Source organism: Pontivivens ytuae (assembly GCF_015679265.1).
Lineage (GTDB): Bacteria > Pseudomonadota > Alphaproteobacteria > Rhodobacterales > Rhodobacteraceae > Pontivivens > Pontivivens ytuae.
Map to the genome: position 1 here is coordinate 2,927,715 of NZ_CP064942.1, position 18,778 is coordinate 2,946,492.

21 protein-coding genes, 1 other RNA gene and 1 riboswitch are annotated in these 18,778 nt (G+C 68.4%); of the genes, 14 read left to right on the top strand and 8 right to left on the bottom strand.

The window, feature by feature from the left end:
• Positions 1 to 2 precede the first annotated feature (2 nt).
• The 5 genes from I0K15_RS14385 to I0K15_RS14405 all read right to left on the bottom strand — a co-directional run bounded on the left by I0K15_RS14385 (position 3) and on the right by I0K15_RS14405 (position 4,243).
• The gene (locus tag I0K15_RS14385) at positions 3 to 449 is read right to left on the bottom strand and encodes a protein-tyrosine phosphatase family protein (protein WP_196102197.1); all 447 of its coding nucleotides are present in this window, start codon (positions 447 to 449) and stop codon (positions 3 to 5) included.
• Entirely contained in the window at positions 446 to 1,045 is a 600-nt protein-coding gene (locus tag I0K15_RS14390; RefSeq protein WP_196102198.1) for a LysE family transporter, read from the bottom strand. Before I0K15_RS14390 ends, I0K15_RS14385 begins: the two co-directional genes overlap by 4 nt.
• Positions 1,045 to 2,538 carry a glycerol kinase GlpK gene (glpK, locus tag I0K15_RS14395; protein WP_196102199.1) on the bottom strand — a complete coding sequence of 498 codons (1,494 nt, stop codon included), beginning with the start codon at positions 2,536 to 2,538 and terminating at the stop codon, positions 1,045 to 1,047. The genes I0K15_RS14390 and glpK overlap by 1 nt, the downstream gene beginning before the upstream one ends.
• Entirely contained in the window at positions 2,538 to 3,251 is a 714-nt protein-coding gene (locus I0K15_RS14400; protein WP_196102200.1) for a glutathione S-transferase N-terminal domain-containing protein, read from the bottom strand. The genes glpK and I0K15_RS14400 overlap by 1 nt, the downstream gene beginning before the upstream one ends.
• Before the next feature lie 74 nt (positions 3,252 to 3,325).
• The gene (locus I0K15_RS14405) at positions 3,326 to 4,243 is read right to left on the bottom strand and encodes a lipase family protein (RefSeq protein WP_196102201.1); all 918 of its coding nucleotides are present in this window, start codon (positions 4,241 to 4,243) and stop codon (positions 3,326 to 3,328) included.
• Positions 4,244 to 4,516: 273 nt separating this feature from the next.
• Positions 4,517 to 4,596, top strand: a riboswitch (SAM riboswitch).
• Between the two features lie 33 nt (positions 4,597 to 4,629).
• Between I0K15_RS14405 and metZ the strand changes: the two genes are divergently transcribed.
• Entirely contained in the window at positions 4,630 to 5,814 is a 1,185-nt protein-coding gene (gene metZ / locus I0K15_RS14410) for an O-succinylhomoserine sulfhydrylase (protein WP_196102202.1), read from the top strand.
• A gap of 125 nt (positions 5,815 to 5,939) precedes the next feature.
• A complete protein-coding gene (gene folE, locus I0K15_RS14415) occupies positions 5,940 to 6,575 on the top strand; it encodes a GTP cyclohydrolase I FolE (RefSeq protein WP_196102203.1) in 636 nt (211 codons plus the stop codon).
• Between the two features lie 75 nt (positions 6,576 to 6,650).
• Here folE and I0K15_RS14420 read toward each other — a convergent pair whose 3' ends face one another.
• Entirely contained in the window at positions 6,651 to 7,430 is a 780-nt protein-coding gene (locus tag I0K15_RS14420) for a class I SAM-dependent methyltransferase (protein ID WP_196102204.1), read from the bottom strand.
• A 141-nt stretch (positions 7,431 to 7,571) separates the two neighbouring features.
• On the opposite strand from I0K15_RS14420, the gene I0K15_RS14425 reads away from it, so the two are divergent.
• From I0K15_RS14425 to I0K15_RS14450, 6 genes are all read left to right on the top strand, one after another.
• Positions 7,572 to 9,020, top strand: coding sequence for a TrkH family potassium uptake protein (locus I0K15_RS14425; RefSeq protein ID WP_196102205.1), 1,449 nt, complete (start codon positions 7,572 to 7,574; stop codon positions 9,018 to 9,020).
• A 413-nt stretch (positions 9,021 to 9,433) separates the two neighbouring features.
• Entirely contained in the window at positions 9,434 to 9,769 is a 336-nt protein-coding gene (locus tag I0K15_RS14430) for a DUF952 domain-containing protein (protein WP_230374135.1), read from the top strand.
• Positions 9,766 to 10,806, top strand: a complete 1,041-nt coding sequence (locus I0K15_RS14435; protein ID WP_230374136.1) for a quinone-dependent dihydroorotate dehydrogenase — start codon at positions 9,766 to 9,768, stop codon at positions 10,804 to 10,806. The genes I0K15_RS14430 and I0K15_RS14435 overlap by 4 nt, the downstream gene beginning before the upstream one ends.
• 98 nt (positions 10,807 to 10,904) lie before the next feature.
• Complete coding sequence (locus tag I0K15_RS14440) at positions 10,905 to 11,630, top strand: heme ABC transporter permease (RefSeq protein WP_196102207.1); 726 nt, start codon at positions 10,905 to 10,907, stop codon at positions 11,628 to 11,630.
• Complete coding sequence (gene ccmD / locus I0K15_RS14445; protein ID WP_196102208.1) at positions 11,630 to 11,767, top strand: heme exporter protein CcmD; 138 nt, start codon at positions 11,630 to 11,632, stop codon at positions 11,765 to 11,767. The genes I0K15_RS14440 and ccmD overlap by 1 nt, the downstream gene beginning before the upstream one ends.
• The gene (locus I0K15_RS14450; RefSeq protein WP_196102209.1) at positions 11,768 to 12,292 is read left to right on the top strand and encodes a DsbE family thiol:disulfide interchange protein; all 525 of its coding nucleotides are present in this window, start codon (positions 11,768 to 11,770) and stop codon (positions 12,290 to 12,292) included. It abuts the gene before it with no gap.
• A 104-nt stretch (positions 12,293 to 12,396) separates the two neighbouring features.
• Here I0K15_RS14450 and I0K15_RS14455 read toward each other — a convergent pair whose 3' ends face one another.
• Complete coding sequence (locus I0K15_RS14455) at positions 12,397 to 12,849, bottom strand: MmcB family DNA repair protein (RefSeq protein ID WP_196102210.1); 453 nt, start codon at positions 12,847 to 12,849, stop codon at positions 12,397 to 12,399.
• Positions 12,850 to 12,987: 138 nt separating this feature from the next.
• Between I0K15_RS14455 and ssrS the strand changes: the two genes are divergently transcribed.
• The 6 genes from ssrS (at position 12,988) to I0K15_RS14485 (ending at position 18,201) form a co-directional block, all read left to right on the top strand.
• A non-coding RNA gene (gene ssrS / locus I0K15_RS14460) (6S RNA) lies at positions 12,988 to 13,144 on the top strand.
• A gap of 40 nt (positions 13,145 to 13,184) precedes the next feature.
• Positions 13,185 to 13,766, top strand: a complete 582-nt coding sequence (locus tag I0K15_RS14465; protein ID WP_196102211.1) for a 5-formyltetrahydrofolate cyclo-ligase — start codon at positions 13,185 to 13,187, stop codon at positions 13,764 to 13,766.
• A 10-nt stretch (positions 13,767 to 13,776) separates the two neighbouring features.
• The gene (locus I0K15_RS14470) at positions 13,777 to 14,592 is read left to right on the top strand and encodes a TIGR00282 family metallophosphoesterase (RefSeq protein WP_196102212.1); all 816 of its coding nucleotides are present in this window, start codon (positions 13,777 to 13,779) and stop codon (positions 14,590 to 14,592) included.
• 36 nt (positions 14,593 to 14,628) lie between these two features.
• Positions 14,629 to 15,525, top strand: coding sequence for a DMT family transporter (locus I0K15_RS14475; protein WP_196102213.1), 897 nt, complete (start codon positions 14,629 to 14,631; stop codon positions 15,523 to 15,525).
• A gap of 67 nt (positions 15,526 to 15,592) precedes the next feature.
• On the top strand, positions 15,593 to 17,359 hold the full coding sequence (locus I0K15_RS14480; RefSeq protein WP_196105483.1) for an SLC13 family permease: 1,767 nt from the start codon (positions 15,593 to 15,595) through the stop codon (positions 17,357 to 17,359).
• Between the two features lie 101 nt (positions 17,360 to 17,460).
• Positions 17,461 to 18,201: a YebC/PmpR family DNA-binding transcriptional regulator gene (locus tag I0K15_RS14485; RefSeq protein WP_196102214.1), complete on the top strand. Its 741-nt coding sequence runs from the start codon at positions 17,461 to 17,463 to the stop codon at positions 18,199 to 18,201.
• Positions 18,202 to 18,214: 13 nt separating this feature from the next.
• Here I0K15_RS14485 and I0K15_RS14490 read toward each other — a convergent pair whose 3' ends face one another.
• The gene (locus tag I0K15_RS14490) at positions 18,215 to 18,757 is read right to left on the bottom strand and encodes a peptide-methionine (R)-S-oxide reductase (RefSeq protein ID WP_196102215.1); all 543 of its coding nucleotides are present in this window, start codon (positions 18,755 to 18,757) and stop codon (positions 18,215 to 18,217) included.
• Positions 18,758 to 18,778: the final 21 nt, after the last annotated feature.

Sequence of the window (18,778 nt, forward strand, 5' to 3'; positions counted from 1 at the left end):
CGTCAAACGGCGGCGGCCCAGCTGTACTGCGCATCGGTCTCCACCGCGCAGGGGCGGACCTTCCGGATGCGATCGAGGGCCTTCGAGGCGGCCTCTCCCCGTTCGACGAGCAGGCGCAGCGCCATCATGCCGGAGCGTCCGCAGCCGCCGCGGCAGTGCACGATGACCCCCTTGCCGTCGTCGAGCACCGCATGCACGCGCGGGCCGACATCGCGCCAGAGGGCTTGCACCTCCGCGGGTGGCGCGCGCCAGTCGGGGATCGGCAGGTGCTCCCACCCGATGCCGTGGTCCGACAGGGGTTGCGACAGCGTGATCGGCATCTCGGCGGCGGTGGTCATCGACAGGACCATGCCGGCGTCCCAGTCCACGATCCTCTCGATATCCTCCGCCGAGCGCGGAACGCCCATGATGCCGATCCGGCCCGGCGGTGCCTCAACGGTCCAGATCATGGGCGCACCGCGTCGCGGATCATCGAGAGCCCGAAGGCCGCGAAGATCGTCCCGGCTGCCGCGTCCACGCCGCGCCGCAGTGACAGGTAGCCTCGCCGCACCACGGGGCGGGAGAGGGCGAGGGCCACCAGCGCGTACCATCCGGCGGAGATCGCGACGATCATCGCCACCGCCGTCAGCCCGGCCGCGAGGCTCAGATCCGGCGGCAGAGTCGCGGCGAACAGCGCCGCGACGAACGCCGCCGATTTCGGATTGGCGAGGTTGGTCATCAGGCCCAGGCGGAAGCCGTGGCCGGGCGCAACTTCCGGCTCCGCGCCACCTACAAGCGCCCCGCGCAGCGCCTTCACCCCGAGCCACAGGATGTAGGCGCCGCCCACCAGCTTCAGCATCACGAAGGCGCCCGGCGCCAGCGCGAACAGCGCCCGGATGCCGAAGAGCCCGGCCAGCCCCCAGACCGCCGTGCCCACCGCAACGCCTGCGACGGCGCCCAAGGCCGCCAGCCGCCCGTTCGCCGCCGCCAGCCGCGCGATGACGAAGAAGTTCGGCCCCGGCGTCACCACCGCAACGATCCAGAGCAGGGCGGCCGCGGCCCACATCAGGTGGAGCTCAGGGTGCGCCGCACCGCGTCGCGCCAGCCTGCGTATTTCCGGTCCGCATCCTCCGTCGGCATCTTCGGCGCGAACTGACGCTCGCGCTGCCAGCCCTTGGCGAACTCCTGCGGCGGTCCGGCGAGCTCGGACTGATAGGCGGCGAGATACGCCGCCCCAAGCGCCGTCGTCTCCCGCACCACGGGCCGGTCGACGGGGGCCTGAAGTTGATCGGCCAGCGCCTGCATCGTCCAGTCGCTCGCCGTCATGCCGCCATCCACGCGCAGCACCACGTCGCCGCCCGCGCCGTCCTTCTTCATCGCTTCGAAGAGGTCGCGGGTCTGGTAGGCGACACTCTCCAGCGTCGCCTTCGCGATCTCCGCCGGACCGGTGTTGCGGGTGAGGCCGTAGAGCGCCCCGCGCGCCTCCGCATCCCAGTAGGGCGCGCCGAGGCCGGTGAAGGCGGGCACGAGGTAGACGTTCTGCGCGGGGTCCGCGTCCTCCGCCAGCCCCTGCGTCTGACCGGCCGAGTGGATCATCCGAAGCCCGTCACGCAGCCACTGCACCGCTGCCCCGGCGATGAAGATCGAGCCTTCCACCGCGTAGGTCGGTGTGCCGTCGAGCTGGTAGCCGATGGTGGTGAGCAGCCGGTTCTCCGACCGCACCGCCGTCTCCCCGGTGTTCAGCAGCGCAAAGCATCCCGTCCCGTAGGTCGATTTCAGCATCCCCGGTTCGAAGCACGCCTGGCCGACGGTCGCTGCCTGCTGGTCCCCCGCCACGCCGCGGATCGGGATGGCGCAGCCCATCGTCTCGTCCGTGGTCTCGCCGAACTCCGCGGCGCAGTCGAGCACCTCGGGCATCATCGCGGCGGGGATGTTCCAGAGCGACAGCATCTCGCTGTCCCACCGCCCCTCGTGGATGTTGTAGAGCATGGTGCGCGCGGCGTTCGTCGCGTCCGTCACATGCCGCGCGCCGCCCGTCAGCTTCCAGATCAGCCAGCTATCGACCGTGCCGAAGGCGAGGCGCCCGGCCTCCGCGTCCGCCCGCGCGCCCTCCACGTGATCGAGCAGCCAGGCGAGCTTGGAGGCGGAGAAGTAGGGGTCTAAGAGCAGCCCCGTCCGCTCCGTCACCATCGCCTCGCGGCCATCGTCGCGCAGCTTCGCCGTCGTCTCCGCCGTGCGGCGGTCCTGCCAGACGATGGCGCGGTGGATCGCCTCGCCCGTCTCGCGGTTCCAGACCACCACGGTCTCACGCTGGTTGGTGATGCCGATCGCGGCGATCCCACGCCCCGTCAGCTCCGCATCGGTCAGCGCCGTGCGCACCGCGCGCTGCGTGGAGCTCCAGATCTCCTCCGGATCGTGCTCGACCCAGCCGGGCTGGGGGAAGTGCTGGGTGAACTCGTATTGCCCCGTCGCCACGGGCCGCAGCTTGTCGTCGAAGACGATTGCGCGCGAGGAGGTCGTGCCCTGGTCGAGGGCGAGGATGTGCTGTCCGCTCTTCATCAGTTGCCCGCCTTCTGCCCGAAGAGGACCTTGTGCGTGTCCTTCTGATCCTGGAGGTTCTGGCGCAACTCGGCGGCCACCGCCCGGCCCGCCTGCACGCCGGGGCGCGCGGCGCAACGGTCGAGCCAGTCCTTCATGTGCGGCTTGTCATCGAGGTCCTGCTGCTGCCCCTCCCACAGGCTCGCCCAGGGCCAGATCGCCATGTCGGCGATGGAGAAGAAGTCGCCGGCCACGTATTCCCGATCCGCCAGCCGCTTGTTCAGCACGCCGTAGAGCCGCCCGGTCTCATTCCGGTAGCGGTCCTTGGCGTAAGGAAGGTCGTTCGGGGGCTCCATCGCGGGCGCGTACTTTAGGAAGTGGTGCGCCTGGCCTGCCATCGGCCCGAGCCCGCCCATCTGCCACATCAGCCACTGGTCAACCTCGATCCGCTCCCGCTCCGTCGATCCGCAGAACGTCCCGGTCTTGCGGGCGAGGTACTGCAGGATCGCACCGGACTCGAAGAGCGAGATCGGCGCCCCGTCCGGCCCCTCGGGATCCAGGATCGCGGGCATCCGGTTGTTGGGGGAGAGCTTCAGGAACTCCGGCGCGAACTGCTCGCCCTTGCCGATATTCACGAGGTTGAGGTTGTAGGGCAGGTCCATCTCGGCCAGTGCGATGGTGATCTTCCATCCGTTCGGCGTGGGCCAGTAATAGAGCTCGATCGGTTGCGGCACGTCGCGGTCCTCCCCTGTTCTTGGTTGGACCTCAACATGCCGGGATTGCAGGGCGGTTCAAGCCCCAGGAAGGATCAGGCGCGCCGCGGCCCCTGCATCGGGAAGAAGGCGGCGACGCTCTGCCAGAGGCCGCTTTGCGCGTCGCTTTCGTCCGCGATCGCAAGGTCCCGGATCCGCTCCAGGCTCCAGAACTCGGGCCGGTCGAGCAGGTCGGCATAGAGCGCGCCGGTTCCGCCGCGGCGGTAGAAGCTCCAGTGGCAATGGCGCTGCGGCCAGGCGTCGAGCGGCAGCCCGCGGACGCTCAGCGACGCCTCCGTCACCGGATCGTCGAGTTGCAGCGTCGCGAGGCCCGGCCGGTCGAGCCCGCGACCCATGCTGCGGCCTGCGCCCGGCGCAAAGCACTCGAACATCGCGTCGTAGCGCGCGTTGCTGCGGGCCGTGACGCTCACGATCTCCGTCCGCGCGGGGGCTTCGGCCACTGCGGCGTCCGCCACCGTCTGCCGCTCCGCCGCACCCCAAAGGAGCACCCGGCGCGGTTCGGCCCGCATCAGGTGGGGCAGGGCGGCGAGCGCCACGCGACCCCCCAGCGAGTGTCCGACGAGGTCGATGCGCCGATGCGGGTCGAGTGCGGCGATCCGGTCCATGAGCCGCGCGACCTGCCGCGCGACGGCGCCCGCGCGCTCGTAAACCTCGGCAAAGCCCGCGATAGCCCCCCAGGTGCCGCGCCCGCGATGCATCGCGGGCCAGCCGACGCCGATCACCGGGCCATTGCGCTCCAGCATACCCGGCCAGCTCACCATGCGGCCGCAGCGCACCTCCGGCTCCGCCGCGTAGACCAGCCGGTGCGGGTCACGCAGCGCCGGATCGCCCGCGGAGGGCTCGTGGAGGGGGCAGAACTTGAAGCCATGCAGCAGGATCGTAACGGGGCCGGGCCGCTCCAGCAGCTCCGCAAGCGCTGGATCGACGGGAGTGCCGGTGCGATCGGCACTCACTTGCTCGGGCGTTGCAACGCACCGCATGACAGCCTGCCTCAGCATTATTTTGTTTCGCGAAGGCATGGGCTCATCCTGCGACAAGCCCGTTTAGTTTCCGTGAAGAAAACGTGACTCTGCGCGGCGGCGCACCCGAGCTGGCAAAGCTGTTGCACTTGCGCCCTAATCCCAAGCTTGTCCCCGTTTTCCACAGGGCACGCTCGCGCAGCCGTGACGCACTGCGAAAGGGGCGCGCCGGACCGCGGCATTGACCTCGCGCAGTCCGCATCGTATCGCGGCTCTCGTGGCGATTTGTCGAACCGGATTGCGGGCCACGTAAAACAAGCCGCTAAAGAGGTCGGACCCCGCGCGGGCCGATCGACCGCGCGAGGAAAGGATACCTCTCCATGACCGATACGTCCGACTGGCAGCACCGCACGAAGCTCGTCCATTCCGGCGCCCGCCGCTCGCAATACGGCGAGGTGGCCGAGGCCGTCTATCTCACCCAGGGCTTCGTCTACCCGACGGCCGAGGCCGCGGAGCAGCGCTTTATCGAACTCGGAGAGGACGAGTTCATCTACGCCCGCTACGGCAATCCGACCGTCGCCGCCTTCGAGGACCGGATCGCGGCGATCGAGGGGGCCGAGGCCGCCTTCGCCACCGCGTCGGGCATGGCGGCGGTCAACGGTGCGCTCTTCTCCATGCTCAAGGCCGGGGACCACGTGGTCAGCGCCAGGGCGCTGTTCGGCTCCTGCCTCTACATCGTGGAGACGCTGCTGCCCCGCTTCGGCGTGGAGGTGACGTTCGTGGACGGCACCGATCTCGACCAGTGGCGCGCCGCCGTGCGCGACGACACCAAGCTTGTGTTCTTCGAGACCATGTCGAACCCGGTTCTCGAAGTCATAGACGTCGCCGGCGTCGCCGAGATCGCCCACGCCAAGGGGGCTATGGTCGTCGCCGACAACGTCTTCGCCACCCCGATCCTGATGCGCGCGATGGAGCGGGGGGCGGACGTCGTCATCTACTCCGCCACCAAGCATATCGACGGGCAGGGCCGCTGCCTCGGCGGCGTCGTGCTGGGAACGGAGGAGTTCATCCGCGGCACGCTGGAGCCCTATCTCAAGCACACCGGCGGCGCGCTTTCCCCCTTCAACGCCTGGGTCATGCTGAACGGGCTGACGACGCTCGACCTGCGGGTCCGCGCGCAGGCCGCCACCGCCGCCCGCCTCGCCGACTGGTTCGCGGAGAAGAACACGGTCACCCGAGTCCTCTATCCCGGCCGCGCCGACCACCCGCAGCACGATGTCGCAGCCAGCCAGATGGAGACGGGCGGCACAATGCTCGCCATCGAACTCGCCGACCAAGCCGCCGCCTTCCGCTTTCTGAATGCAGCGACGGTCGCCATCATCTCCAACAATCTGGGCGACGCGCGCACCATCCTGACCCATCCCGCCACCACGACGCACCAGCGTCTGGACGAGGAAACACGGGCCGCGCTGGGCATTACGCCGGGCACGATCCGCATCTCCGCGGGGCTGGAGGATGCCGACGATCTGATCGCGGATTTCGCACAGGCGCTGGCGAAGGCGTGACCGGGCGCCGGTCGTAACGGCGCCCTGACACCCTATGTGACTCTCCAACCGGAGCGGTCGGCGCAGGCTGATCCATGCCCCGGCCGACTACGTATCCGTGTAAAACGGCATCCGGGGAGATCGCCATGAACGTTCAAGATCCCAAAATCACCATCGAGACCGAGCGCGCGAAGCCCGCGCGCCCCACCCGGCAGGAAGCCGAGGATGCCGTGCGCACCCTCCTGCGCTGGGCCGGCGATGATCCCGACCGCGAGGGTCTGCTCGACACGCCCAAGCGCGTGACCAAGGCCTATTCCGACTGGTTCCGCGGCTATGACGAGGATCCGGCCGAGCTCCTCCAGCGCACCTTCGAGGAGGTCGAGGGCTACGACGAGATGGTCGTCCTGCGCGATATCCGGTTCGAGAGCTATTGCGAGCATCACATGGCGCCGATCATCGGCAAGGCCCATGTCGGCTACCTGCCGAAGGGCCGCGTCGTCGGCATCTCCAAGCTCGCGCGCATCGTCGACGCCTTCGCCAAGCGCCTACAGGTGCAGGAGAAGATGAACGCCCAGATCGCGCAGGTCCTGATGGACACGCTGGAGCCCCACGGCGTCGCCGTCGTGCTGGAGGGCGAGCACCACTGCATGTCCACCCGCGGCGTCCACAAGCCGGGGGTGAGCATGGTGACCTCTACGATGCTCGGCGCCTTCCGCGACGACCCCGCGACGCGCAAGGAATTCATGACCGTCATCGGCAATCCGACCAACCGGATGAGCTGACCGCTCCGCACCGGCCTTCATGCGGGGGCCGGTGCCGCCCCTCCATCCGCGAAACCTGCTCCGCGATCCGTGGCGTCACATCGTCCGAAGCGTCGCGAGCGTGAGCTTGGTTTTCACCCGGAACGTCAGTTCTCCGTCACCATCCGCATGGGGCCGCAAGAGCGCTTCGAGCTCGCGATCGAACTCAACACGCCGGTCTCCCATCTTGTGCAGTGCGAACGTGTCGCGGGAATGCTGGCACAGGATGAAGCTCTCGACCGTCTGCCGGAAGGGGTCGGACACGAACTCGGTGCTGTCGACGACGTCCACGTAATCCAGATGCTTCCGCCTCGATGCCCGCCATTCCTCCGAATCCAGCGGCAGGCCCGTGATCTCGGGCACCCATCTCGCGAGAAACCGCCGCCACTCGTCGTGCCACGGCGGCGCGAAGGCCTCGTCACCCCCGATGATCGCAAGAACATGGCTTGCATTCAGATGGTCGGCGAGCTTCGGGAACAGCCTCGCCGGATCCATCCAGTGGATGCTCGACGCGAACGTGACCGCGTCGAATGCGCCAACCAGAGGCGCATCCTCCGCCGTCGCCTCGATCCATTCCAGGTTCTCAGCCGCGCCGTTTTCCAGCGACTGTCCGAGCGCGATCATGTTCGCCGAGGGATCGACCGCCGTGACGTGGCCGAAGACCCTGGCCATCGGCCGCGCCACCTTCCCCTCGCCACATCCCAGATCCAGAAGGCGCCCGGTGGAGAGCGCGTGCTCGACAACGTACTCGTAGATCTTCGGCGCGTAGGGTGGCCGATGCGTGTAGAGGTCGACCACGTCGGCAGCCTTGAAGGATGCTCCTGCCGGATCGGGCATTGCGACGCCTCCCAGATTGGCAAACGGCCCTCTTGTCGAAGAGAGAACGCCTCACGTCAACGATGGTCTTCCTGCCGTCCCGCTCTGTCCCAGCCACCGGACCGCTTGACAGTGCCGCAGTGCAGCGCGAAGGCTCGCGGCATGATCTCCCTGCGTCCAATCGGCTATGTCGTCGGGCTGCTTGTCCTCGCCCTCGGCGCGGCCATGCTGCTGCCCGCGCTCATCGACTTGCCGACCGAGGCGGGGGCGAGCGGCACCTTCGCGCTGTCGAGCGTGGTGACGATGATGGCGGGCCTCACGCTGATCCTGAGCTGTGCGAACAGCCGCACGCGCGGGCTCGACATCCGCCAGACCTTCCTTCTGACGGTCGCCTGCTGGCTGAGCCTGCCGATCTTCGGCGCGATCCCGCTCTGGACCGGGCCGGTGCCCGTCTCCTACACCGATGCGTTTTTCGAGGCGATGAGCGGGCTGACCACCACAGGCTCCACCATCTACTCCGATCTCGACCAGCTATCGCGCGGCACGCTGCTCTGGCGCGCGCTGCTGCAATGGATGGGGGGCGTCGGGATCATCGTCTTCGCGCTCGCCTTCCTGCCGATGCTCAAGGTGGGCGGCATGCAGCTCTTCCGGTCCGAGGCGTTCGACACCTTCGGCAAGATCCTGCCCCGCGCGGCGGAGATCGCGGGCTCGATCTCCGGCATCTATCTGGTCCTGACGCTGGCCTGCGCGCTGAGCTACGGAGCCGCCGGCATGGGCCTCTTCGATGCGATCACCCATGCGATGACGACGGTGGCGACAGGCGGGTTTGCCAATTACAACAACAGCTTCGCGGCGTTCACCCCAGCGGCGGAGTACATGGCCGCGATCTTCATGATCCTCGCGAGCCTGCCCTTCGTGCGCTACATCCAGCTTGTCGCCGGGGCGCACCAGCCGCTGTTCCACGACAGCCAGATCCGCGCGTTTCTGGCAATCCTCGCGGGCGCCGTGCTGGTGCTCGCGCTCTGGCAGACTGCCGTGTCCGAGCAGCCGACGGAGCCCGCGTTCCGCAAGGCGCTCTTCAACGCCACCTCGATCATGACCGGCACGGGCTATGCGAGTGCGAACTACAACCTGTGGGGCAGCTTCCCGGTCGCCGTGATCTTCCTGATCGGCCTGATCGGAGGCTGCGCGGGTTCGACCTGCTGTTCGGTGAAGGTGTTCCGGTTCCAGCTTCTGTTTGCGGCGCTCGTGAGCCAGATCCGCCAGCTCCACAGCCCCTCCGGCGTCTTCCGCCCGCGCTATGAGGGCCGGACGGTGGCCGACGATGTCATGAGCTCCGTCGTCGCCTTCTTCGTGATGTTCATGCTGACGCTGGGCGTGGTGACGGCCATCCTGGGCCTGATGGGGCTCGACATGATCACGGCGCTGTCGGGCGCGGCGACGGCCGTGGCCAATATTGGCCCGGGCCTGGGGCCGGAGATCGGCCCGGCAGGTAACTTCGCGGGGCTGCCGGACCAGGCGAAATGGGTGCTCGCGATGGCGATGCTGATCGGCCGGCTCGAACTGATGAGCGTCTATGTCCTCTTCACCGTCGCGTTCTGGCGTGGGTGAGGCGCGCCCGGAAAACGCTCCAGTGGAGCGTTTTCAGCGCCGAACGGGCGGAGCCCCGGAGAAGCGGGCTTCTTGGAAATCGTCCAGTGGACGATTTCGCCCGATTACGGCCGGAGGCCCGGGAGAGGCGCGTCTCGCAAACGCTCCGGTGGAGCGTTTAAGGTGTGAACGGACGGAGCCCCGGACCGTTGAAGCCAAGAAACAAGGGCTGCGCCCGACCTGGAGGGCGTTTGCCGGACAGAATTGATAGGCTCGCGCCCTCAAGCATCCACGCCGCGCATTCTGCTTTCGGCCTCAACAACGCGCCCTCCGGGGGGAGGTCGGGCGCGGCCCGGCGTGGCCGCCGGGCGGTAGGGTGACATGCCACGCCAACCACTGATGACACCGCCCCGGCAACGCGCTACTCCACCCGCATGCTGATCTACAAAATCTTCCGTGCCGACGAATGGGCCCTGCTCGACCGTGACGGCGACACTGCGGGCGCCCCGATCGACCTCACCGACGGCTACATCCACTTCTCCACCGCCGAGACCGTGCGGGAGACCGCCGCGAAGCATTTCGCAGGCGAGCAGGGCCTCGTCCTCGCCGCGGTGGAGGCCGATAGCCTAGATGCTCTCAAATGGGAGTCCAGCCGCGGCGGCGTCAATTTTCCGCACCTTTACAGACGCTTGCGCCGCGACGAAGTCGCCTGGCACCGGGATCTGCCCCTCGGCCCCGATGGCCATGTCTTCCCGGAGGGCATCACGTGATCGAGCGCCTCGGTCTGCGCGCCCTCCACGCCTTCGAGCCGGAGCGGGCGCATGGCCTCGCACTCGCGGCCCTGCGCGCCGGGCTCGCGCCGAAGCCGGGGCCGATCACCTCGCCGCGCCTCGCGACCTCCGTGGCCGGGATCGACCTTCCGAACCCGCTGGGCCTCGCCGCGGGTTTCGACAAGAACGCGGTGGCCATCAATCCGCTGCTGCGCACCGGTCTCGGCTTCGTCGAGGTGGGGGCCGCCACTCCGCGGCCGCAGCCGGGCAATCCGAAACCGCGGCTCTTCCGGCTGACCGGCGACCGCGCCGTCATCAACCGGTTCGGCTTCAACAACGAGGGGGTCGAGGCGATCGCCGCCCGGCTCGCGGCGCGGCGGGAGCAGGGCGTGCTCGGCCTCAACCTCGGCGCGAACAAGGACAGCGCGGACCGGGCGGCCGACTTCGCCGACGTGTTACAGAAATCCGGGGAGCTCGTGGATTTTGTAACAGTTAACGTCTCCTCCCCGAACACCGAGAAGCTGCGCGACCTGCAGGGGGCCGAGGCGCTCAGCCGCCTCCTCTCCGGCGTGATGGAGGCGCGCGACGGGCTCGCCAAACCCCCGAAGGTTTTCCTCAAGATCGCCCCCGATCTCGACACGAGCGAACTCGCCGAACTCTGCTCCGTCGCCGAGGCCGCCGGCATCGACGCCATCGTCGCGACCAATACGACGCTGGGCCGCGAGGGCCTGACCGATCCGCAGGCGAATGAGGCAGGCGGCCTTTCCGGCGCGCCGCTCTTCGAGGGATCCACCGCGGTGCTGCGCGAGGTGCGCGGCCTCACTGGCGGCCGCATCCCGCTGATCGGCGTCGGAGGCATCGGGTCCGGTGCGCAGGCCTATGCCAAGGTCCGGGCGGGTGCGTCGGCGGTGCAGCTCTATTCCGCGCTGGTCTACGAGGGGCTGGGCCTCGTGCCGCGGATCCTCACGGAGCTCGAAACCCTGCTGGAGCGCGACGGATTTGCCACCGTCACCGACGCGGTCGGGGTCGACGCATAGGCCCGCCGCCCAGCCGATCCGGACGAAAGAGGCCAGCCTGACAAAGCCGTGACGCCGCACCGCTTGCGCGCGGAACACCGCGCCGATACATCCAACCCATGTCCTTCTGGGAGTTCGCCAATCCCGCGCGGTTCACGCGCCTGACCGGCCGGGTGCTGCCCTGGATCTCGGGCGCGGCAGCGCTCTGCCTCGGCATCGGCCTGATCTGGGGCTTCTTCTTCACGCCCGACGATTTCCGGCAGGGCTCCACCGTCAAGATCATCTACCTGCACGTGCCCGCGGCCTTCATCGCGATCAATGCGTGGTTCATGATGATGGTGGCCTCGCTTATCTGGCTGATCCGGCGGCATCACGTGAGCGCACTGGCGGCCCGCGCCGCCGCCCCGGTCGGAGCCGTGATGACGATCGTAGCATTGGTGACCGGCGCGCTGTGGGGTCAGCCGATGTGGGGGACGTGGTGGGTCTGGGATCCGCGGCTGACCTCCTTCCTGATCCTCTTCGTCTTCTATCTCGGTTACATCGCGCTCTGGGAAGCGGTGGACGAGCCCGACACCGCCGCGGACCTCACGAGCGTGCTCTGCCTCGTCGGCACCGTCTTCGCGCTGCTGTCGCGCTACGCCGTGCTGATCTGGAATCAAGGTTTGCACCAGGGCGCGTCGCTCTCCGTCGATCGGGAGGAGAACGTGGCCGATGTGTTCTACCAGCCGCTGCTCCTGAGCATCGCGGGCTTCGTGCTGCTGTTCGTCGCACTCGTGCTGCTGCGCACCCGGACGGAGATCCGCGCCCGCCGGGCCCGCGCGCTGATGTTGCGGGAGATGGCCTGATGCTCGGCGAATACGCGGTCTGGGTGCTATCGTCCTACGGAGCGGCTCTGGTGCTGATCGGCGGGCTGGTGGCGCAATCGGTGATCCGGTCGGCGCGCGTGCGGCGTGAGCTAGACCGGCTGGAGGGGCGTAAGTAGATGAAATTCAATCCGATCCTGCTGGTGCCGCTGATCGCGGGCGTGATCCTCGGCACCTTTCTGTGGGCGATGTTCCGGGAGAACCCCGACGAGCTGCCCTCGACCTTCATCGCGCAGGCCGCCCCGCCGCTGACCGTGGAGCCGATGGACGGCCGCCCGCTGCCGGAGTTCGGCGGCGAGGTGATGCTGGTGAACTTCTGGGCAAGCTGGTGCGGGCCCTGCCGGATCGAGCACCCGCACCTGATGGACCTCGCCGAAGAGGGGCTCGCCATCGTCGGGGTGAACTACAAGGACGATCCCGACGACGCGCGCGGCTTCCTCGCCGAGCTCGGCGATCCATACACCGCGATCGGCGTCGACGAGACCGGGCGGACCGGCATCGACTGGGGTCTCTACGGCGTGCCGGAGACATTCGTCCTCGATGCCGACGGCCGGATCGTGCTGCGCTTCCCCGGTCCGGTCACCGAAGAGGTGCTGGAGGCCCGCATCCGCCCGGCGATCGAGGCGGCCCGGACCGGCGGCTGATCGGGCGTCGCGCGGCCTGCGGGCGGAGCGTTTGCGTATTTCGGGAAAGATGAAAGCGGGAGGTACGGCCCCGTGCCTTCATCTTTCCTCAAATACGCCCTTCCTCACCCATCCGCCCGCGCGAGGCCCAGATCGGGTTCGAGCCAGCCCAACTGGCGGCGCATGGCGGTGCGCGCGATCTTCAGCGACAGGGCCTTGCGGCGCGCGGCGGCGAGTGGCGTCACCGGCCCCTCCCGCAAGATGGCGGCATCGAAGCGGTCGGCGATGATGAGGCCGGTTTCGAGCGGCAGCACTTCGGAGGGGAAATCCGCCGGAACCGCCCAGTAGAAGCGGTCGCAGAAGGGCAGGTAGCCCTCCCATTTCTGGTCGGCGCGGAAGTCGGCGAGGGAGCTCTTCACCTCGACGATCCAGATCTCGCCCTTCGGCGTCAGGCAGGCGAGATCGACCCGGAGGCCGCGCGCCGGCACGAATTCCGGCAGGGCGGTCACGTCGAGCGTGTCGAGATGGCGCCAAACGCCACGGGCGATCTCGAATCCGGGGGCGAGGATCTCGGTCATGGCCTTATTGGAACGGATGGTGAACGAATGGTCAAGGACGGGACCGCGCGCTGCGCGGGCGTATCTGACGAGAGTGAAGGGCAAGTCCGGTCGGCGGGGATTGCATCGCGCGGACGCCGCCTTATCTTGTTGCTCCGGCGGGTGCTGTTCCTCTCGTGAGAGCTCTATATTCACGAGGCCTTATTCATTCTTATGGGAGCTGGCTCTGCGACTGGTCCTGGCCTATCGCACCCGGCGCCCACCTGGTTTACCAGGTCCCGAGAATGAGTAGCTCCACGGTTGCTACGGGCCCGCCGCCCTTTCCCTTGCCGATCATCGCTCCTAACGTCGCGCCCATGGACAAGTCCGGACAGCGCAAGGCCGCGTTCGCGCGGCGCAAGGCGGCCCATGCGGCGGGGCCGGGGGATGCGGCGGAGCGGCTGGCGGCGCTGCTGCTCGCCCGGCCGGAGCGGGTGGTTGCGGGATACATGCCGATCCGGACCGAGATCGATCCGCTGCCCGCGATGCGAGCCCTCGTGGCGGCCGGGAGACGTGTCAGCGTGCCGGTGATCGCCGGGGAGGGCCAGCCGCTTGACTTTCGCGAGTGGACGCCGGAGGTCGAGATGGTCGCCGGTCCGTTCGGCGCGCAGGTGCCCGCGGCGGGAGACTGGCTCACCCCGCAGGCGCTCATTGTGCCGCTGGTGGCCTTCGATCCGTCGGGCCACCGGCTCGGCTATGGCGGCGGGTTCTATGATCGGACGCTGGCGCGGTTGCGCGCCGCGGGTCCGATCTTCGCCGCGGGGTTCGCCTATGCGGCACAGGAGGCCCCGCTCCAGCCCGAGCCCACCGACGAGCCGCTCGACGTGATCGTGACCGAGCGTGGACTGGTCACACCTGCGACACGTCCGGGCCTTGCCGCGCCGGGAGAGGCAGGCTAGGCCGGACGGCATGCGTATTCTCTTTCTGGGCGATGTGATGGGCCGCGGCGGTCGCAAGGCGGTCGTGGAGCGGCTTCCAGGCCTGCGAGCCGAGCTCAAGGCGGACTTCGTGGTGGTGAACGGGGAGAACGCCTCGGGTGGCATGGGGCTGACGGGCGGTCATGCCTCGCTGCTGTTCGAGGCCGGGGCCGACTGCGTGACGCTCGGCGATCATGCGTTCGATCAGAAGGAGATGCTGTCCCATATCGACGGCGACGACCGGATCCTGCGGCCGCTGAACTACGCCAAGGTGGCACCCGGGCGCGGCGCGCGCATCTTCGAGGTGTCGCGCGGGCGGCGGGTGCTGGTGGTCCAGGCGCTGGGCCAGGTCTTCATGAAGCGGCCCTTCGACGATCCCTTCTCGGCGGTGGAGGCGGAGCTGAAGCGCGCCCCTCTGGGCGGACGGGTCAACGCGACGCTCGTGGACATCCACGCCGAGGCGACGAGTGAGAAGATGGCGATGGGCCATTGGTGCGACGGGCGTGCGAGCGTCGTCGTGGGCACCCACACCCATGTGCCCACCGGTGATGCGCAGGTGCTGCCGAAGGGCACGGCCTACATGACCGATGCGGGTATGTGCGGCGATTATGACAGCGTGATCGGCATGACCAAGGACGAGCCGCTGCGCCGCTTCATCACCGGGATGCCCAAGGGCCGGTTCCAACCGGCGGAGGGGGAGGCGACGCTGTCGGGCCTCTTCGTCGAGACGGATGACGCGACGGGCAAGGCGCTGGCCTGCGCGCCGGTGCGGGTCGGCGGGCGGCTGGCGGAGGCGCGGCCGGCATGAGCGCGGCGCGGACCCTATGAGCCCGGCGCAGCCCGTATGACCGTCGCCCTGCCCGGGACGCGCTGGCGCGCGGTTGCCGCACTGCTCGCCATTGGTGCTGCCTGGGGTGCGACGATCCCGATGACCAAGCTCGCGGTCTCAACCGGCTACCAGCCCTTCGGGCTGATCTTCTGGCAGCTGGCGATGGCGACGGTGCTGCTGGGCGGCTGGCTCGCGCGGCGCGGCCGCCTGCCGTCGCTGCTGCGCGCCTGGCCGCTCTTCCTGATGGTGGCGCTGCTCGGGACGCTGGTGCCCAACAGCTTCTCCTACCGGGCCGCGGCGGAGCTGCCCGCGGGCGTCATGGCCATCGTGATCGCGATGGTGCCGATGTTCGCGCTGCCCGTCGCCTTGTCCCTCGGGCGGGAGCGGCCGCGGCTCATGCGGTTCCTCGGCGTCGCCCTCGGGGCCGTGGCGGTCGTGATGATCGTAGGGCCGGAGGCGAGCCTGCCGGAGCCGGAGAAGGCGCCCTGGGTTCTGATCGCGCTCCTCGCGCCGCTCGCCTATGCCTTCGAGGGCAACCTGCTGTCGCGCTTCGGCACGCAGGGCCTCGACCCGGTGGAGGTGCTGTTCGGCGCCTCGGCGCTCGGCGTGGTCATCGCGCTGCCGTTGGCGCTGGGCTCCGGGCAATGGGCCTCGCCCACCGGCGCGTGGGACGTCGCGAAGTGGGCGATCGTGATCAACGGCGTGCTGCATGTCGCGGCCTACGCAGGCTACATCGCACTCGTTGGTTGGGCGGGCGCGGTCTTCGCCTCGCAGGTCGCCTACGTGGTGACGGGGGCCGGCGTGCTGTGGTCCATGCTGCTCCTTGGCGAGCGCTATTCGCCGTGGGTCTGGGCAGCACTCCTGCTGATGCTGGCCGGATTGACGCTGGTGCGTCCGCGCGGAACCGCTTGAGGCCGCGCGGGCGATGCGCCATGCTGCCTCCGCTTTGCCGAGGGGATAGGCGTCCGTGACAGAGTTGATGACCGCGAATATGGGTCCGGCGATGGGCGGCATCGCCATCGTCCTCGTCATGTTCGTCCTGTTCCTGACCGAACGCTGGCCGGTCGAGGTCGTCGCGATGGGCGCGGCCACGCTGATGATCGTCAGCGGCATCGCCCCGCAGGAGGTCGTGCTGGGTGCCGTCTCCAACCCCGCGCCGTGGACGATCGCGGCGATGTTCATCCTGACCGGGGCGCTGGTGCGGACCGGGGCGCTCGCCGCGTTCTCGAGCCGGATCGCGGAGCAGGCGGGCAAGCGGCCGATCCGGGTGATCATGGCGCTGGGCCTCTTCACCGTGGTGGCGTCGGCCTTCATGAACAACACGCCCGTCGTGGTGATGCTGATCCCCATCGTGGTGGGGCTGGCGCAGCGGCTGCGGCTCGCCCCCTCCAAGCTCCTGATCCCGCTCAGCTATGCCGCGATCCTCGGCGGGCTCTGCACGCTGATCGGCACCTCGACGAACCTGCTTGTGGACGGGGTGGCGCGCGATCTGGGGCTGGAGCCGTTTACCCTGTTCGAGATCACGCCGCTTGGCCTGATCCTCGCCTGTGTCGGCATGGTCTATCTGCGGCTGATCGGGCCGCATCTCTTGCCGGACCGGCATTCGATGGCGGGCTTTCTGAGTGCGCGCAAGAGCCCGAAATTCTTCACGGAAGTGGCGATCCCCGTCGGCTCTCGCCTCGTGGGGCGCCCGGCGATGGAGATCGGGCTCTTCACCCGCGACGGCATGCGGGTGATCGACGTGCTGCGGGGCGATGCCTCGCTGCGCCGCGACTTCCCGGACGTGAAGCTGGAGGAGGGTGATCGCGTCGTACTGCGCACTGCGGTCAACGAGCTTCTGGGGCTGAAGGAGAGCCCGGACGTCGTGATGGTCGACCGCGCCGACGGGCGGCAGATGGTTACGGTCGAGGCGCTGATCTCGCCGGGCTGCCGCCTCGTGGGCCGAACGCTGGGCGGGCTGCGGCTGCGGCGGCGCTACGGGGTCTATCCGCTGGCGATCCACCGGCGGAACCAGAATCTCGGTCGGCAGATGGACGACGTGATCGTGCGGGTGGGTGACACGCTGCTGCTCGAAGGCGATCCGGAGGATATCGAGCGGCTGGCCCGCGATGTGGACCTCGTGAACCTCGCCGAGCCGGTGGAGCGGGCCTACCGGCGCACCCACGCGCCGATGGTGCTGTTCGTGCTGGCCGGCGTGGTGGGGCTCGCGGCGTTCTCCGTCGCGCCGATCCACATCCTCGGGCTGATCGGGGTCGCCGTGGTGCTGGTCACGCGCGCCATCGACAGTGACGAGGCGATGAGCCTCGTGGACGGGCGGCTGCTCGCGCTGATCTTCTCCATGCTGGTGATCGGGGCAGGGCTAAGCGCGGCCGGAAGTGTCGACCTGATCGCCATGGCGCTCGCCCCGGCGCTGGCCGACCTGCCGCCCGTACTACTGGTCTGGGCGATCTTCCTGATGACGTCGGTGCTGACGGAGCTGGTGTCGAACAACGCGGTGGCGGTGGTCGTGACACCGGTGGCCGTCGGGCTCGCGGCGGAGCTGGGCGTGGACCCGCGCCCACTGGTCATCGCGGTGATGGTCGCGGCCTCGGCGAGTTTCGCAACGCCCATCGGCTACCAGACCAACACGCTGGTCTACGGGCCCGGCGGCTACCGTTTCACCGACTTCATCAAGGTGGGCGCGCCTCTCAATATCACCCTCGGCTTGGTCTCAGCCATCGTCATCCCCTTCATCTGGCCGCTCTAGGGCGCGTATTTGAGGAAAGATGAAGGCCGCTTTCTTGAACAGGGTGGCGGGCCTGTCCTATACCGCAGGGCAGATTTCACGACGCATGAACGGAGGCCCCCATGGCCGGCCATTCCAAATGGGCCAACATCCAGCATCGCAAGGGTCGTCAGGACGCCGTGCGGTCGAAGCTCTTCTCCAAGCTCTCAAAGGAGATCACGGTCGCCGCGAAGATGGGCGATCCGGATCCCGACAAGAACCCGCGCCTGCGCCTCGCCGTGAAGGAGGCGAAGTCGCAGTCCATGCCCAAGGACAATATCGAGCGCGCGATCAAGAAGGCGACGGGCGGCGATGGGGAGACCTATGATGAGATCCGCTATGAGGGCTACGGGCCCAACGGCGTGGCGGTGATCGTCGAGGCGATGACCGACAACCGCAACCGCACGGCGTCCAACGTCCGCTCGACCTTCACGAAGAACGGCGGGAACCTCGGTGAGACCGGCTCGGTCGGGTTCATGTTCGACCGCAAGGGTGAGATCACCTATCCGGCGGAGGCGGGCGACGCGGACACCGTGATGATGGCCGCGATCGAGGCGGGGGCCGAGGATGTCGAAAGCTCCGAGGACGGGCATGTGATCCTGACCGCGGACACCGACCTCAACGACGTGTCGAATGCGCTGGAGGCGGAACTTGGCGAGAGCGAGTCGACCAAGCTGATCTGGAAGCCGCAGACGACCACCGAGCTCGACCTGGAAGGCGCGCAGAAGCTGATGAAGCTGATCGAGGCGTTGGAGGACGATGACGACGTGCAGACCGTCACCGCCAATTTCGAGATTTCCGACGAGGTGATGGCGCAGCTCTAAAGGCTGCGCCGCCTTACGCCTCCGCCGGTTCCAGCCGCAGCGACGTGCCGTTGATGCAGTGGAGCACCTGTCCGCGGATCGCGACGACGTGGCCGAGATGGCTGCCGCAGCGGCGGCAGTGCACCTGGAAGAACTCCGTCGGCTGGGGCAGCGCACCGTTATAGTCGGTGATGTCGATGCCCGTCAGCACGGCGTTCGGGATCGCGTGCTCGAAGAAGACGAAGCCGATCTCCTGCGGGGAGTACCATTCGGAGCTGTAGAGCGGCAGGTCGCAGCCCTTGCAGTGGTAGAGCCCCGGATTGTTCTCGCTCGCATAGGAGCTGATGAAGGTCCGCTCGGTCTGGCCTTCGCGCAGGATCGCGTATTCGAGCTCGCTGAGCTGCTCACGCCACTCCGCATCCGACCGGGTGATCTCGTAGGCGAACTCGGTCTCGGCGCTGTCGGCCGGGGTGCCTTGCGCCCGGACGACGGCCGGTGCGGCGAGTGCCGCGGTGCCCATGGCTGCGGCGCCCGACAGGACGGCGCGACGGTTCAGGGTGGATCTCAGGGGAAACATCACGCCCTCCATTCTCAACTG

Coding starts and splice junctions, on each gene's coding strand:
- I0K15_RS14430 (WP_230374135.1), top strand. CDS start 9,434: ATGCTGATCTACAAAATCTTCCGTGCCGACGAATGGGCCCTGCTCGAC.
- I0K15_RS14455 (WP_196102210.1), bottom strand. CDS start 12,849: ATGACCGAGATCCTCGCCCCCGGATTCGAGATCGCCCGTGGCGTTTGG.
- I0K15_RS14385 (WP_196102197.1), bottom strand. CDS start 449: ATGATCTGGACCGTTGAGGCACCGCCGGGCCGGATCGGCATCATGGGC.
- I0K15_RS14485 (WP_196102214.1), top strand. CDS start 17,461: ATGGCCGGCCATTCCAAATGGGCCAACATCCAGCATCGCAAGGGTCGT.
- I0K15_RS14490 (WP_196102215.1), bottom strand. CDS start 18,757: ATGTTTCCCCTGAGATCCACCCTGAACCGTCGCGCCGTCCTGTCGGGC.
- I0K15_RS14425 (WP_196102205.1), top strand. CDS start 7,572: ATGATCTCCCTGCGTCCAATCGGCTATGTCGTCGGGCTGCTTGTCCTC.
- I0K15_RS14465 (WP_196102211.1), top strand. CDS start 13,185: ATGGACAAGTCCGGACAGCGCAAGGCCGCGTTCGCGCGGCGCAAGGCG.
- I0K15_RS14390 (WP_196102198.1), bottom strand. CDS start 1,045: ATGTGGGCCGCGGCCGCCCTGCTCTGGATCGTTGCGGTGGTGACGCCG.
- ccmD (WP_196102208.1), top strand. CDS start 11,630: ATGCTCGGCGAATACGCGGTCTGGGTGCTATCGTCCTACGGAGCGGCT.
- I0K15_RS14450 (WP_196102209.1), top strand. CDS start 11,768: ATGAAATTCAATCCGATCCTGCTGGTGCCGCTGATCGCGGGCGTGATC.
- metZ (WP_196102202.1), top strand. CDS start 4,630: ATGACCGATACGTCCGACTGGCAGCACCGCACGAAGCTCGTCCATTCC.
- I0K15_RS14420 (WP_196102204.1), bottom strand. CDS start 7,430: ATGCCCGATCCGGCAGGAGCATCCTTCAAGGCTGCCGACGTGGTCGAC.
- I0K15_RS14480 (WP_196105483.1), top strand. CDS start 15,593: ATGACCGCGAATATGGGTCCGGCGATGGGCGGCATCGCCATCGTCCTC.
- I0K15_RS14475 (WP_196102213.1), top strand. CDS start 14,629: ATGACCGTCGCCCTGCCCGGGACGCGCTGGCGCGCGGTTGCCGCACTG.
- glpK (WP_196102199.1), bottom strand. CDS start 2,538: ATGAAGAGCGGACAGCACATCCTCGCCCTCGACCAGGGCACGACCTCC.
- I0K15_RS14470 (WP_196102212.1), top strand. CDS start 13,777: ATGCGTATTCTCTTTCTGGGCGATGTGATGGGCCGCGGCGGTCGCAAG.
- folE (WP_196102203.1), top strand. CDS start 5,940: ATGAACGTTCAAGATCCCAAAATCACCATCGAGACCGAGCGCGCGAAG.
- I0K15_RS14440 (WP_196102207.1), top strand. CDS start 10,905: ATGTCCTTCTGGGAGTTCGCCAATCCCGCGCGGTTCACGCGCCTGACC.